The sequence below is a fragment of the Streptomyces sp. NPDC050738 genome, from assembly GCF_040654175.1.
Taxonomy (GTDB): domain Bacteria; phylum Actinomycetota; class Actinomycetes; order Streptomycetales; family Streptomycetaceae; genus Streptomyces.
On the sequence record NZ_JBFAHN010000021.1, the window covers coordinates 16,588 to 31,149 of the forward strand.

Sequence of the window (14,562 nt, forward strand, 5' to 3'; positions counted from 1 at the left end):
CACATCTTGAACACGAAAGTTTCAACCTGTGAGTGACACATCCCATGACGGAGCGGTTGCGTTGAGCGCCCCGCCATCTCCCGACGACGGTCTGCCCCCGGCGGAACTCGCCGCCAAGTACGGCCTGTCGGTGAGCGGTGCCCGGCCCGGGCTCGCCGAGTACGTACGGCAGATGTGGGGCCGGCGCCACTTCATCCTGGCCTTCTCCCAGGCCAAGTTGATGGCCCAGTACAGCCAGGCCAAGCTGGGCCAGCTCTGGCAGGTCGCGACCCCCTTGCTGAACGCGGCGGTCTACTACCTCATCTTCGGTGTGATCATGCACTCGAGTAAGGGCATGTCCCAGGCGGTCTTCATCCCCTTCCTGGTGACCGGCGTCTTCGTGTTCACCTTCACCCAGAGCTCGGTGATGGCAGGCGTACGGGCCATCTCGGGCAACCTGGGCCTCGTGCGGGCGCTGCACTTCCCGCGTGCCTCGCTGCCGATCTCCTTCGCGCTGCAGCAGCTCCAGCAGCTGCTGTATTCGATGATCGTGCTGCTGATCGTCACGATGGTCTTCGGCAGCTACCCGTCGCTCTCCTGGCTGCTGGTGCTCCCGGCCCTGGCCCTGCAGTTCTTCTTCAACACCGGCATGGCGCTGATCATGGCCCGCCTCGGCAGCAAGACCCCCGACCTCGCCCAGCTGATGCCCTTCATCATGCGGACCTGGATGTACGCGTCGGGCGTCATGTTCTCGATCACGGTGATGCTCAAGGACAAGCCGGCCTGGATCGCCACCACGCTGCAGTACAACCCGGCGGCGATCTACATGGACCTGATCCGCTACGCGCTGATCGACGGCTACGGCTCGTCGAACCTGCCGAACCACGTGTGGATCGGTGCGGTGGCCTGGGCGCTCCTCGTGGGCTGCGCCGGCTTTGTGTACTTCTGGAAGGCAGAGGAACGGTACGGCCGTGGCTGAGGACAAGATCCAGGGGCGGGTCCCCACCGTCATCGCGGACGATGTGCACATCGTCTACCGGGTGAACGGCACGGGCGGAGGCAAGGGCAGCGCGACCGCCGCGCTCAGCCGCATCATCGGCCGGGGCAAGGGCGAAGCGCGCGGCGTCCGCAAGGTTCACGCCGTACGCGGTGTCTCCTTCACGGCGTACAAGGGCGAGGCCATCGGCCTCATCGGCACCAACGGCTCCGGCAAGTCCACGCTGCTGCGTGCCATCGCCGGGCTGCTGCCGACGGAGAGCGGCAAGGTCTACACCGACGGCCAGCCCTCGCTGCTCGGTGTGAACGCGGCGCTGATGAACGACCTCACGGGCGAGCGCAATGTGATCCTCGGCGGTCTCGCCATGGGCATGTCCCGCGAGGAGATCCGCGAGCGCTACCAGGGAATCGTCGACTTCTCGGGCATCAACGAGAAGGGCGACTTCATCACCCTGCCGATGCGGACCTACTCCTCCGGCATGGCGGCCAGGCTCCGCTTCTCCATCGCGGCGGCCAAGAACCACGACGTGCTGATGATCGACGAGGCGCTCGCCACCGGCGACCGCAAGTTCCAGATCCGCTCCGAGCAGCGCATCCGCGAACTCCGCAAGGAGGCGGGCACCGTCTTCCTCGTCAGCCACAGCAACAAGTCGATCAGGGACACCTGCGACCGCGTCCTGTGGCTGGAGAAGGGCGAACTGCTGATGGACGGCCCGACCGACGAGGTCATCAAGGCGTACGAGAAGGAGACCGGCAAGTAGTCCGGCCCACCTCGAGGAGGCCCTGGCCGGAACCCGCACACACGCGGGTTCCGGCCAGGGCCTCTTTCGTACGCGAGCGGGCTCACACCCCGGCGGTCTCCTTCACCCCGGCCGTCTCGGCCAGTCCTACCCGGCCGTGCAGCCTGCGCAGCACCGCGGGCGCGTACCAGGCGCGGCCACCCAGGATCCGCATGGCGGCGGGCACCAGGATTCCCCGTACCGCCACCGCGTCGATGACGATGGCGAGTCCGCTGCCGAGCCCGAACATCTGCAGGAAGCTGATCGAGCTCGTGCCGAAGGCGAAGAAGCTCACCGCGAGCAGCCCGGCCGCCATCGAGACGATCCGTCCGGTCCGGGCGAGGCCCTGTGTCACCACGGTCGAGCGGTCCGCTCCCGCGTCGTGCAGTTCCTTCATGCGGCTGGTCACGAAGACCTCGTAGTCCATCGAGAGCCCGAAGGTGACGCAGAACAGCAGCACGGTCATCGAGGTGTCCAGCGGCTGTGGTGTGAAGCCGAGGAAGGAGGAGAGATGCCCGTCCTGGAAGATCCACACCATCACGCCGACCGAGGCCGACAGGCTCACCGCGTTGAGCAGCAGCGCCCGCAGCGGCTGCACCACGCTCCCGGTGAAGAGGAAGAGCAGGACGAAGGTCGTCAGCGCGATCAGCCCTGCGGCCAGCGGCAGCCTGATCCCGATCGAGTGCTTGGAGTCGACCAGCCGCGCGTCCGCCCCACCGACGAGCGTTCTGGTCCCCGAGGGACCGGGGAGTGCACGGATCTCCCGTACGAGGTCCTGCGCCGCACCCGACTTGGGCGTGTGGGCGGACACGACCTCGATCCGCTGGGCGTCGGGACGTCCCAGCGCGGCGTTGGCGGGACCGGCGGGCTGGGTCTGCCCCTTGGCGTACGTACCCGAACTGGCCTCGACCTTGACGACCCCTTCGAACTGCGAGAGCCGCAGCGCGTAGGCGCTCAGCGGTCCGGCCGCCACGGCCCCTTCGGTCACCACCTGCACGGCCCCGGTGTCGTTGCCGCCGAAGTCCTGCTGGAGAGCGGTGGCGACCTGGCGGCCGGCCGCCGTCTCGGGCAGCACCCGCTCGTCCGGGGTGCCGAAGGTGACTCCGAGCAGCGGACTCGCGGCCAGCAGGAGGAGAGCGAGGACGGGCAGCGCGGTCAGCGCCGGCCTGCGCATGACGGAGGCCGCGAGCCTGCCCCAGAACGGCGCGTCGGCCCGCCGTACGGCCGAAGCCCACGGCAGACGGCCCTTGTTGACGCGGTGGCCGAGCACCGCGAGGAGCGGCGGTACGACGAAGAGGGCGCCGAGCACGGCGATGGCGACGACCCCGATGCCCGCGTAGGCGAAGGAGCGCAGGAAGAACTGCGGGAAGACGAGCAGTGCGGCCAAGGCCGCGGCCACCGTCGAGGCGGAGAAGACGATGGTGCGCCCGGCGGTCGTCACGGTCGTGCGCAGCGCGTCGGGTACCGCGGCCCCGGTGGCCAGTTGCTCACGGAACCGGCTCACGAGCAGCAGCGCGTAGTCGATTCCGAGACCGAGCCCGAGGGCCGTCGTCAGATTGATGGAGAAGACGGAAACGTCCGTGAGCGAACCGATGACGAACAGTTCGGCGAAGGTGCCGAGGATCGCGAAGAGCCCGACGGCCAGGGGCAGCAGTGCGGCGACGAAACTCCCGAAGGCCAGCACCAGCAGGATCAGCGTGAGCGGAATGGCGATCATCTCCGCCACGGCCAGGTCCTTGGAGACCTGGGAGGTCACGTCCTCGGTGACGCCGGCGACGCCTCCGGAGGTCACCCCGACCCCGTCCCGGTCGCCCGCGTAGCGTGCGACGAGGACCTTGGCGCGGTCGCCGACCTCGCTGTCCGTGCCCTTCACATGGACGAGCACCAGAGCTTCGCTGCCGTTTGTGGAGAGCAGCCGGGGGCTCTTGGTCTCCCAGTACGAGACGACGTTGGACACGGTCTCCTCGCGCTTGAGCCCGTTCGTCAGCGACTGCCCCCGCGCCTCGACGGCGGGCGAGGAGAGGCCGCCGGTCGCCGAGCCGTCCGCCCGTACGAGCAGCACCAGGTTGGTGTCCCCGCCGAACTTCTCGTCGATCAGGGTCTGGGCGCGGGTGGACGGTGCCTTCGGGTCGTCGAATCCACCGCCCAGCAGTTTGCCGAAGGCGCCGAAACCGAGCGCGGCCATGGCGACGACTGCGACGGCGGCCAGGACGAGTAAGAGCCGGGCCCGGCGCAGTGCCAGCTCGGCGATCGTGTGCAACACGGTGGTCCCTCCCGATGTTTACGGTGTCAACTCTGACGGTGCCAGCGGATGTTAATCCTGTCAACATCGGGCAGGATGAACGTATGGCAGCGATCTCGGGGGGCAAGTCCGGCTATCACCACGGCGATCTGCGCAATGCGCTGATCGCCGCCGCGGTCGATCTCGCGATCGACGGCGGTCCTGACAAGGTCGTGCTGCGCGAGGCGGCGCGCCGGGTCGGCGTCTCGGCCACCGCCGCGTACCGGCACTTCGCGGGCCAGGGCGACCTTCTGTACGTCGTCAAGGTCCACGGCCAGCAGGCTCTTGCGGACTCCATGGAGGCGGCCGTCGCCGAGGCGCCCCGCTCGGAGGACCCGGGCGAGGCGGCCGAACTGCGCTTCGCCGCGATCGGTCGCGGCTATGTCCACTTCGCGGTGAACCACCCCGGCCTCTACCGCGCCGCGTTCTGTTCGCCTCGCATGGTCGGCGACGAGGGGGAGTGGGGCGGGGTGACGCCCGCGGGGACGGCGCCCGAGTACCGCTCGTTCGTGCTTCTCACCGATGCGCTGGACGCCCTCGTGGCGTCCGGCCGTATGCCCGAACGCAACCGGCCCGCGGCCGAGGCGGCCGCCTGGGCGGCGGTTCACGGACTGTCCATGCTGATCCTCGACGGGCCGATGAGCCGGCTCCCGGACGCCGTCCGGGAGGTGGCGGTCGAGCGCACCGTGGCCATGGTGACCGCGGGGCTCATCGCGGCGTGAGGGTCAAGTGATCGTCAAGTCCTGTACAGCCGGGGATGGTTGGCGAGGATTGGAGTGTTCTTGTAATGCGCTCAACACCCCGCCGTGGCGTTGAGCGTTGTACAACGTAAGCTGTACCGGTGCTGATTCGCGGCAAGTGGGGCGATACCCCCACGGCGTCTCGCCTCCGGGCGGTCCTTCCGCTCCGGGACGCGGGCGGCGTGTCCGAAATGGGATGTATTGGGTCGGCAGTGTAGAACGGGAGATGTGACGGCAATGGCAACGGACGATCTCCAGCTCCGCGATGCTTCCGCCGTACCCGCACCGGGCAGCACGTGGTGACGGGATCGCGGGAGGCGCGCACCGACCCGACCTCGCGTACCACCCTGGACAAGGCCGCCGACGAGAACTTTCCCGTCGCCCCCTTCTTCCTTCCGCGTGCATGGCGCGACGATCTGATGGCCGTGTACGGCTACGCGCGCCTGGTCGACGACATCGGTGACGGCGACCTCGCCGACCCCTCCGCCGAAGCCGTACGGCTCGGCCTCGACCCCGCGCAGGCGCACGACCGCCTGGCCATGCTCGACGCCTTCGAGGCCGACCTGCGACGCGTGTTCGACGCCACGCCGCACCACCCGCTCCTGCTGGCCCTCCAGCCCACGGTCCGCCGCCGCTCCCTGGCGCCCGACCCCTTCCTCGGGCTCATCGAGGCCAACCGCCAGGACCAGACGGTGCGTCGCTACGAGACGTACGAAGACCTCCTCGCCTACTGCGAGCTCTCCGCCAACCCGGTGGGCCGCCTGGTCCTGCAGCTCACCGGCACCGCGACACCCGAGCGCATCCGCCGCTCCGACGCCGTCTGCACCGCCCTGCAGATCGTCGAACACCTTCAGGACGTGGCCGAGGACCTCGGCCGCGACCGCATCTACCTGCCCGCCCAGGACATGAAGCGGTTCCATGTCCAGGAGGCGGATCTGGCAGCTCCCAGCGCGGGCGCATCGGTGCGCGCGCTGGTCGCATACGAAGCAACACGCGCCCGGGGACTGCTGAATGAAGGCGCCCCTCTCGTGGGTAGCGTCCACGGCAGACTCAAGCTGCTGCTCGCCGGATTCGTGGCCGGGGGAAGTGCCGCTCTCCAGGCGGTCTCCGCCGCCGGGTACGACGTACTTCCAGGACCGCCCAAGCCCACCAAGCTCAGTCTGCTGCGCGAAGTGGGAGCCGTCTTGCGAGGAACGCGTAGAGAGGGGTGAGCCGAACCGTGGAAGGACAAGCGCAGCTGTCCGCGCCGGTGATGGCCGCATACAGCTACTGCGAGGCCGTCACCGGTCAGCAGGCACGTAATTTCGCGTACGGCATCAGGCTGCTGCCCGCCGACAAGCGGCAGGCCATGTCGGCGCTGTACGCCTTCTCGCGCCGTGTCGACGACATCGGCGACGGAGAGCTTGCTCCCGACGTCAAACAGACGCGGCTCGAGTCGACCCGCGACCTCCTCGGCCGGGTGCGCGCCGGGGAGATCGAAGAGGACGACACCGACCCGGTCGCCGTCGCGCTCGCGGACGCGGCACGCCGGTTCCCGATCCCGCTCGGCGGGCTCGACGAACTCATCGACGGCGTACTGATGGACGTGCACGAGGAGACCTACGAGACGTGGGACGACCTCAAGATCTACTGCCGCTGCGTCGCGGGCGCCATCGGCCGGCTCTCCCTGGGCATCTTCGGTACCGAGTCGGGCAGCACCGACAAGGCTTTCGACTACGCCGACACCCTCGGCCTCGCCCTGCAGCTCACCAACATCCTCAGGGATGTACGCGAGGACGCGGGCAACGGCCGCACCTATCTGCCCGCGGACGACCTCGCCAAGTTCGGCTGCTCCGCGGGCTTCCACAGCTCGACGCCGCCCCCCGGCTCGGATTTCACGGGCCTGGTGCACTTCGAAGTCCGGCGCGCCCGCGCCCTCTTCGCCGAGGGGTACCGGCTGCTGCCGCTGCTCGATCGGCGCAGCGGCGCCTGCGTCGCCGCCATGGCCGGCATCTACCGGCGTCTGCTCGACCGCATCGAGCGCGACCCCGAGGCGGTACTGCGCGGCCGCGTCTCGCTTCCCGGGCGGGAGAAGGCGTACGTCGCGGTACGCGGCCTCTCCGGCCTCGACACCCGGCACATCTCCCGGCAGACCGCGCGGAGGCGCGCCTGATGGACCGGGACAGATCCTTCCGCGACGGTGCAGGGGGCACCGGGAATTCGCGGTACCGGCGCGCAACCCTCCGCATCCCCGTGGCGTCCCTGACTGCAACGGCCTGTTGTCCGCACCTGGACAACAAGGTCGAGGGGGGACACGTATGACAGCCGATGCAGTGCGGCCCCAGCGGCCGGACGCACGACCGGCCGGCCGCCCCGAGGGGGCGGCCGCACCCGTCGACGACCGTGCTGTCGGCGCACGTGCGGTCGTGGTCGGCGGAGGGCTCGCCGGGATCACCGCCGCGCTCGAACTCGCCGACGCGGGCGTGCGGGTGACGCTGCTGGAAGGACGACCGCGGCTCGGCGGGCTGGCCTTCTCCTTCCAGCGCGGGGAGCTGACCGTCGACAACGGCCAGCACGTCTACCTGCGGTGCTGCACCGCCTACCGCTGGTTCCTCGACCGCGTGGGCGGAGCCGCCCTCGCGCCGCTGCAGGACCGCCTCGACGTGCCCGTCCTGGACGTCGCGCACCCGCGCGGCCCGCGCCTGGGACGGCTGCGGCGCACCGCGCTTCCCGTACCGCTGCACCTGGCGAAGAGCCTGGCGACGTACCCGCACCTCTCGCTCGCCGAGCGGGCGAGCGTCGGGCGCGCCGCGCTCGCGCTCAAGGGACTCGACCTCGCCGATCCCGCCCTGGACGATGTGGACTTCGCGAGCTGGCTCGGCCGGCACGGCCAGTCGGACCGCACGATCGAGGCCCTCTGGGACCTGGTGGGCGTCGCGACGCTCAACGCCACCGCGCCGTATGCCTCATTGGGGCTCGCAGCGATGGTCTTCAAGACCGGGCTGCTCTCCGAGCCCGGCGCGGCGGACATCGGGTGGGCGCACGTACCGCTCGGCGAGCTGCACGACACGCTGGCGCGCAAAGCCCTGGACACCGCCGGCGTACGGACCGAATTGCGGACCCGTGTCCTGGGTATCTCTCGTGCGCAGGAAGGCAATTGGGAGGTCGAGGTGGACGGCGAGACGCTGGAGGCGGACGCCGTCGTGCTGGCCGTCCCCCAGCGCGAGGCCCATGCGCTGCTGCCCGACGGTGTGCTCGACGACGCGGACCGGCTCCTGGAGATCGGGACCGCGCCGATCCTCAACATCCATGTCGTCTACGACCGCAAGGTGCTCAGGCAGCCGTTCTTCGCGGCCCTGGGCACACCGGTCCAGTGGGTCTTCGACCGTACGGACGCCTCCGGGCTGAAGGGCGGCGGCCAGTATCTGGCGCTGTCGCAGTCCGCCGCCGAGGACGACATCGACGAGCCCGTCTCCGTCCTGCGCGAACGCTATCTCCCCGAGCTGGATCGGCTGTTGCCCGCCGCCCGCGGCGCGGAGGTACAGGATTTCTTCGTGACCCGGGAGCGGACGGCGACCTTTGCGCCGACGCCCGGCGTCGGTCGGCTGCGCCCTGGCGCGGCCACCAACGCCCCCGGGTTCGCCCTGGCGGGCGCTTGGACCGCCACCGGCTGGCCCGCGACCATGGAGAGCGCCGTGCGCAGCGGCTTCAGCGCCGCGGGCGCCGCGCTCTCCGCGCTGGGCCGCCCTCACGAACATCCGCTTCAGGAGGCGGTATGAGCATGGCAACTGGAACAAGAGGAGAGCCTGTGACCCCGGCCGCAGACACCGTCGATATTGTCGCGCTTCTGGAGCGCGGACGGACCCTGTCCTCACCGGTGCTGCGTGCTGCCGTGGACCGGCTCGCGCCGCCCATGGACACCGTAGCCGCGTACCACTTCGGCTGGATCGACGCCGAGGGCAACCCCTCCGACGGCGACGGCGGCAAGGCCGTACGTCCCGCGCTCGCCCTGCTGTCCGCGGAGGCGGCCGGCGCCGCCGCCGAGGTCGGCGTCCCGGGCGCGGTCGCCGTCGAACTCGTGCACAACTTCTCGCTGTTGCACGACGACCTGATGGACGGCGACGAGCAGCGCCGCCACCGCGACACCGTATGGAAGGTGCACGGCCCGGCCCAGGCGATCCTCGTCGGGGACGCGCTGTTCGCCCTGGCCAACGAGCTTCTGCTCGAACTCGGCACCGTCGAGGCGGGCCGTGCCACGCGCCGGCTCACCACCGCCACGCGCAAGCTGATCGACGGTCAGGCCCAGGACATCTCCTACGAGCACCGCGAGCGGGTCACCGTCGAGGAGTGCCTGGAGATGGAGGGCAACAAGACGGGCGCCCTGCTCGCCTGCGCCGTCTCCATCGGCGCGGTGCTCGGCGGCGCCGACGACCGTACGGCCGACATCCTGGAGGCGTACGGCTACCACCTGGGTCTCGCCTTCCAGGCCGTGGACGATCTGCTCGGCATCTGGGGCGACCCGGAGGCGACGGGCAAGCAGACCTGGAGCGACCTGCGCCAGCGCAAGAAGTCCCTGCCGGTCGTCGCCGCGCTCGCCGCGGGAGGACCGGCCTCGGAGCGCCTCGGTGAACTGCTCGCGGCCGACGCCAAGAGTAATGATTTCGACACCTTCTCCGAGGAAGAGTTCGCCACCCGGGCCGCGTTGATCGAAGAGGCCGGCGGTCGCGAGTGGACCTCGCAGGAGGCCCGCAGGCAGCACGCCATTGCGATCGAGGCACTGGACGGAGTCGACATGCCGGAACAGGTCAGGGCACAGCTCGTCGCGCTCGCCGACTTCGTGGTCGTACGAAAGCGATGATCTCTTCCTCCATATGACTCGCAGTCGCCGGCCGGCGCCCTTGACGGACGCCGGCCGACGGAGACCCCAGCACAGCAGAAGAACCACTGCACGAAGGGGAAGCCATGACAGCGACGACCGACGGAAGCACCGGAGCCATGGAGCCCCGCGCAGCCTCGGCCAGTGAAACAACCGAATCGACTCCCGCCGTGGACGAGGTGCTCGAGGCCGCGGAGCGGGCTGCGGCACGTTCGGTCGACTACCTCCTGGGCACGCAGGACGCCGAGGGCTGGTGGAAGGGCGACCTGGAGACCAACGTCACCATGGACGCCGAGGACCTGCTGCTGAGGCAGTTCCTGGGCATCCAGGACGAGAAGACCGTCCAGGCCTCCGCACTCTTCATCCGCGGCGAGCAGCGTGAGGACGGCACCTGGGCCACCTTCTACGAGGGTCCCGGTGAACTCTCCACCACCATCGAGGCGTACGTCGCCCTGCGGCTGGCCGGGGATGCCCCCGACGACCCGCACATGGCGCGTGCCTCCGCGTGGATCCGCCGCCACGGTGGGATCGCGGCCGGCCGGGTCTTCACCCGGATCTGGCTCGCGCTCTTCGGCTGGTGGAAATGGGACGACCTCCCCGAGATGCCGCCGGAGATCATTTTCCTGCCCAAGTGGCTCCCGCTGAACATCTATGACTTCGGCTGCTGGGCGCGCCAGACGATCGTGCCGCTGACCGTCGTGTCGGCGAAGCGTCCGGTACGTCCGGCCCCCTTCACCCTGGACGAGCTGCACGCGGACGCCCGCAACCCCAACCCGTCCAAACGCCTTGCGCCGGTGACCAGTTGGGACGGGATCTTCCAGCGGATCGACAAGGGGCTGCACTTCTACCACCGGGTCGCACCGCGTGTGGTGCGCAAGGCATCGATGAATGCCGCGGCGCGATGGATCGTCGAGCGGCAGGAGAACGACGGCTGCTGGGGCGGCATCCAGCCGCCCGCCGTGTACTCGGTGATGGCCCTGCATCTGCTCGGATACGACCTGGACCACCCCGTGATGCGTGCGGGCCTGGCCTCGCTGGACCGTTTCGCCATCTGGCGCGAGGACGGGGCCCGGATGATCGAGGCCTGTCAGTCGCCGGTATGGGACACCTGTCTGGCGACGATCGCGCTCGCCGACGCGGGGGTGCGCCCCGACCATCCGGCGCTGGTCAAGGCGGCGGACTGGATGCTGGGCGAGGAGATCAGGCGCCCCGGCGACTGGTCGGTACGCAGGCCCGCACTCGCGCCCGGAGGCTGGGCGTTCGAGTTCCACAACGACAACTACCCGGACATCGACGACACGGCCGAGGTGGTCCTGGCGCTCCGCAGAGTCAGACACCCCGAGCCTGCCCGGCTGGAGGCGGCCGTCGAGCGCGGTGTGGCGTGGAATCTGGGCATGCAGTCCAAGAACGGCGCCTGGGGCGCCTTCGATGCCGACAACACCAGCGTCTTCCCCAACCGGCTGCCGTTCTGCGACTTCGGTGAGGTCATCGACCCGCCGTCGGCCGATGTCACCGCGCACGTCCTGGAGATGCTCGCCGTCGAGGGCAGGACGCACGATCCGCGCACCCAGCGCGGAATCGAGTGGCTGCTCGCGGAACAGGAGGCGAGCGGTGCCTGGTTCGGCCGCTGGGGCGTCAACTACATCTACGGGACGGGGTCGGTGCTGCCCGCGCTGACCGCGGCCGGGATTCCCGCCTCGCACCCGGCGATCCGCCGTGCGGTCTCCTGGCTGGAGTCGGTGCAGAACGACGACGGCGGCTGGGGCGAGGACCTGCGCTCGTACCGCGAGGAGAAGTGGATCGGCCACGGCGCCTCCACCGCCTCCCAGACCGCCTGGGCGCTGCTCGCGCTGCTGGCGGGCGGGGAGCGGGAGAGCAAGGCCGTGGAGCGGGGCGTCGCCTGGCTCGCCGAGACCCAGCGCGAGGACGGGTCCTGGGACGAGCCGTACTTCACCGGTACCGGCTTCCCCTGGGACTTCTCGATCAACTACAACCTCTACCGCCAGGTCTTCCCGCTCACCGCGCTGGGCCGCTATGTGCACGGGGATCCCTTCGCCCCCGGTCAACTGGGGGGCCGATGACCGATATCCAGGACAGTGCGCCCCTGCTGATCGCCTGTGCGCTGGGCATCGAGAGGCTCGCGCTGCGCGGCGGCAGCCGCAGCGGCGCGCCCGCGCCCGTCACCGTTCTCCGTACAGGCATGGGACCCGAGGCCGCCGACTACACCGTCGCGCGCGTCCTCGGCGAGCCCGCTCTGCGGCAGGCCGCCGTGATCGCCTCCGGGTTCTGCGCCGGGCTCGCGCCCGGAATGCACCCGGGGGACCTGGTGGTCGCCGAGGAGACCCGCGATCCCCGGGGCATCACCCCGTGCGTGGGCACCGGGACGCTGATCAAGGCGCTCTCCGAGGCCCTGCCGGGGCGCGGGATCCACACCGGTCCACTGACCGGCTCAGACCATGTGGTGCGCGGCCACGAGCGGGAAGAGCTGCGTGCCACAGGGGCGATCGCCGTGGACATGGAGTCCGCGGCGACGCTCTGGAGCGCTGTACGAGCCGGGCCACGCCCGGTTGCGGCCGTACGAGTGGTCGTGGACGCTCCAGAACATGAACTCGTCCGTATTGGGACGGTTCGCGGTGGAATATCGGCTTTCCGTGTTCTCCGTGCCGTCCTACCAGCGTTCTTTGAATGGCACCGTTCTTTGCTGCTCCCCCGGAGGTGAGCTAGATGGCCATGCCGCTTCGCCAGACCATCAGGGTCGGGACGTATCTCCTTGAACAGAAGCTCCGCAAGCGCGAGAAGTTCCCGCTGATCGTCGAGCTGGAACCACTTTTCGCGTGCAACCTGGCGTGCGAGGGCTGCGGGAAGATCCAGCATCCCGCCGGCGTCCTCAAGCAGCGCATGCCGGTGGCGCAGGCCGTGGGGGCGGTGCTGGAATCCGGCGCCCCGATGGTTTCCATCGCCGGCGGCGAGCCGCTGATGCACCCTCAGATCGACGAGATCGTGCGGCAGTTGGTGGCGAAGAAGAAGTACGTCTTCCTCTGCACCAACGCGATGCTGCTCCGCAAGAAGATCGAGAAGTTCACGCCATCGCCGTACTTCGCGTTCGCCGTGCACATCGACGGCCTGCGCGAGCGGCACGACGAGTCCGTAGCGAAAGAGGGGGTGTTCGACGAGGCCGTGGAGGCCATCAAGGAGGCCAAGCGCCGCGGCTTCCGGGTCACGACCAACTCCACGTTCTTCAACACGGACACCCCGCAGACGATCATCGAGGTGCTCAACTACCTCAATGACGACCTGCACGTGGACGAGATGATGATCTCGCCCGCGTACGCCTACGAGAAGGCGCCCGACCAGGAGCACTTCCTGGGCGTCGAGCAGACCCGCGAGCTCTTCAAGAAGGCCTTCGCGGGCGGCAACAGGAAGAAGTGGCGGCTCAACCACTCGCCGCTCTTCCTGGACTTCCTGGAGGGCAAGGCGGACTTCCCGTGCACCGCATGGGCGATCCCCAACTACTCCCTCTTCGGGTGGCAGCGGCCCTGCTACCTGATGAGCGACGGGTACGTTCCGACGTACAAGGAGCTCATCGAGGAGACCGACTGGGACAAGTACGGACGCGGCAAGGACCCGCGCTGCGCCAACTGCATGGCGCACTGCGGATACGAGCCGACGGCCGTCCTGGCGACGATGGGCTCGCTCAAGGAGTCCATCCGTGCCGCACGCGAAACGGTCTCAGGAAACCGCGGGTGACGTGATGACCGCAGGAGTGCCCGTGACACTGGGCCTCCCCGAGCTGCCGGCCCGGCCGCTCGCGATGCGCCGCCACTCGCGGCGCATCCAGGTCGGGTCGGTGGCCGTCGGCGGGGACGCGCCCGTGTCGGTGCAGTCGATGACCACGACGCGTACGTCCGACATCGGGGCGACGCTGCAGCAGATCGCCGAACTGACGGCCTCCGGCTGCCAGATCGTACGGGTGGCGTGCCCGACGCAGGACGACGCGGACGCGCTCGCCACCATCGCCCGGAAATCGCAGATCCCGGTGATCGCGGACATTCACTTCCAGCCGAAGTACGTCTTCGCGGCGATCGATGCCGGGTGTGCGGCGGTGCGGGTGAATCCGGGCAACATCAAGCAGTTCGACGACAAGGTACGGGAGATCGCCCGGGCCGCCTCGGACGCGGGGACGCCCATCCGGATCGGTGTCAACGCCGGTTCGCTGGACGCGCGTCTGCTGAAGAAGTACGGGAAGGCGACACCCGAGGCGCTGGTGGAGTCCGCGCTGTGGGAGGCCTCGCTCTTCGAGGAGCACGGCTTCCGCGACATCAAGATCTCCGTCAAGCACAACGACCCCGTGGTGATGGTCAACGCCTACCGGCAACTGGCCGCCGCCTGCGACTATCCGCTGCACCTGGGGGTGACCGAGGCCGGTCCCGCCTTCCAGGGGACCATCAAGTCCGCGGTCGCCTTCGGGGCTCTGCTGTCGGAGGGGATCGGCGACACCATCCGCGTCTCGCTCTCCGCGCCGCCCGCCGAGGAGGTCAAGGTCGGCATCCAGATCCTGGAGTCGCTGAATCTGCGGCAGCGGCGTCTCGAGATCGTCTCCTGTCCGTCCTGCGGGCGCGCCCAGGTGGACGTCTACAAGCTTGCCGACGAGGTGACGGCCGGACTCGAGGGCATGGAAGTGCCGCTTCGGGTCGCTGTCATGGGGTGTGTCGTCAATGGGCCCGGTGAAGCACGCGAGGCAGATCTGGGTGTCGCGTCGGGCAATGGGAAGGGTCAGATCTTCGTCAAGGGTGAGGTCGTCAAGACCGTACCCGAGTCGAAGATCGTCGAGACCCTCATCGAAGAGGCCATGAAGATCGCAGAAACCATGGCCGACGCGGGAGTGCCCTCGGGCCCTGTCGACGTCACCGTGAGCTGAACAGATCCGAGAGG

At 69.3% G+C, this 14,562-nt stretch carries 12 protein-coding genes; 11 read left to right on the forward strand and 1 reads right to left on the reverse strand.

Going from position 1 to position 14,562, the window contains the following annotated elements:
- Positions 1–28: 28 nt before the first annotated feature.
- Both AB0H78_RS34915 and AB0H78_RS34920 read left to right on the forward strand, forming a co-directional pair.
- Positions 29–958: an ABC transporter permease gene (locus tag AB0H78_RS34915; RefSeq protein ID WP_363238822.1), complete on the forward strand. Its 930-nt coding sequence runs from the start codon at positions 29–31 to the stop codon at positions 956–958.
- A complete protein-coding gene (locus tag AB0H78_RS34920) occupies positions 951–1,736 on the forward strand; it encodes an ABC transporter ATP-binding protein (protein ID WP_363238823.1) in 786 nt (261 codons plus the stop codon). Before AB0H78_RS34915 ends, AB0H78_RS34920 begins: the two co-directional genes overlap by 8 nt.
- 82 nt (positions 1,737–1,818) lie before the next feature.
- Here the strand turns inward: AB0H78_RS34920 and AB0H78_RS34925 are convergent, their stop codons facing one another.
- On the reverse strand, positions 1,819–4,017 hold the full coding sequence (locus tag AB0H78_RS34925) for an MMPL family transporter (RefSeq protein ID WP_363238824.1): 2,199 nt from the start codon (positions 4,015–4,017) through the stop codon (positions 1,819–1,821).
- A gap of 83 nt (positions 4,018–4,100) precedes the next feature.
- Here AB0H78_RS34925 and AB0H78_RS34930 point away from each other — a divergent pair, with 83 nt between their 5' ends.
- From AB0H78_RS34930 to ispG, 9 genes are all read left to right on the forward strand, one after another.
- Positions 4,101–4,757 (forward strand): TetR/AcrR family transcriptional regulator, encoded by a 657-nt coding sequence (locus AB0H78_RS34930; protein ID WP_363238825.1) that lies wholly within the window; start codon positions 4,101–4,103, stop codon positions 4,755–4,757.
- A gap of 317 nt (positions 4,758–5,074) precedes the next feature.
- The gene (hpnC, locus tag AB0H78_RS34935) at positions 5,075–5,986 is read left to right on the forward strand and encodes a squalene synthase HpnC (protein WP_363238922.1); all 912 of its coding nucleotides are present in this window, start codon (positions 5,075–5,077) and stop codon (positions 5,984–5,986) included.
- Entirely contained in the window at positions 5,983–6,927 is a 945-nt protein-coding gene (hpnD, locus tag AB0H78_RS34940) for a presqualene diphosphate synthase HpnD (RefSeq protein WP_363238826.1), read from the forward strand. The genes hpnC and hpnD overlap by 4 nt, the downstream gene beginning before the upstream one ends.
- A gap of 145 nt (positions 6,928–7,072) precedes the next feature.
- Positions 7,073–8,533, forward strand: coding sequence for a hydroxysqualene dehydroxylase HpnE (hpnE, locus tag AB0H78_RS34945; protein ID WP_363238827.1), 1,461 nt, complete (start codon positions 7,073–7,075; stop codon positions 8,531–8,533).
- Positions 8,530–9,612, forward strand: coding sequence for a polyprenyl synthetase family protein (locus AB0H78_RS34950; RefSeq protein ID WP_363238828.1), 1,083 nt, complete (start codon positions 8,530–8,532; stop codon positions 9,610–9,612). Before hpnE ends, AB0H78_RS34950 begins: the two co-directional genes overlap by 4 nt.
- Positions 9,613–9,716: 104 nt before the next feature.
- Positions 9,717–11,711: a squalene--hopene cyclase gene (gene shc / locus AB0H78_RS34955; protein WP_363238829.1), complete on the forward strand. Its 1,995-nt coding sequence runs from the start codon at positions 9,717–9,719 to the stop codon at positions 11,709–11,711.
- Complete coding sequence (locus tag AB0H78_RS34960) at positions 11,708–12,349, forward strand: 1-hydroxy-2-methyl-2-butenyl 4-diphosphate reductase (protein WP_363238830.1); 642 nt, start codon at positions 11,708–11,710, stop codon at positions 12,347–12,349. Before shc ends, AB0H78_RS34960 begins: the two co-directional genes overlap by 4 nt.
- A gap of 5 nt (positions 12,350–12,354) precedes the next feature.
- Complete coding sequence (gene hpnH / locus AB0H78_RS34965; RefSeq protein ID WP_363238831.1) at positions 12,355–13,377, forward strand: adenosyl-hopene transferase HpnH; 1,023 nt, start codon at positions 12,355–12,357, stop codon at positions 13,375–13,377.
- A gap of 4 nt (positions 13,378–13,381) precedes the next feature.
- On the forward strand, positions 13,382–14,548 hold the full coding sequence (ispG, locus tag AB0H78_RS34970) for a flavodoxin-dependent (E)-4-hydroxy-3-methylbut-2-enyl-diphosphate synthase (RefSeq protein ID WP_363238832.1): 1,167 nt from the start codon (positions 13,382–13,384) through the stop codon (positions 14,546–14,548).
- Positions 14,549–14,562: the final 14 nt, after the last annotated feature.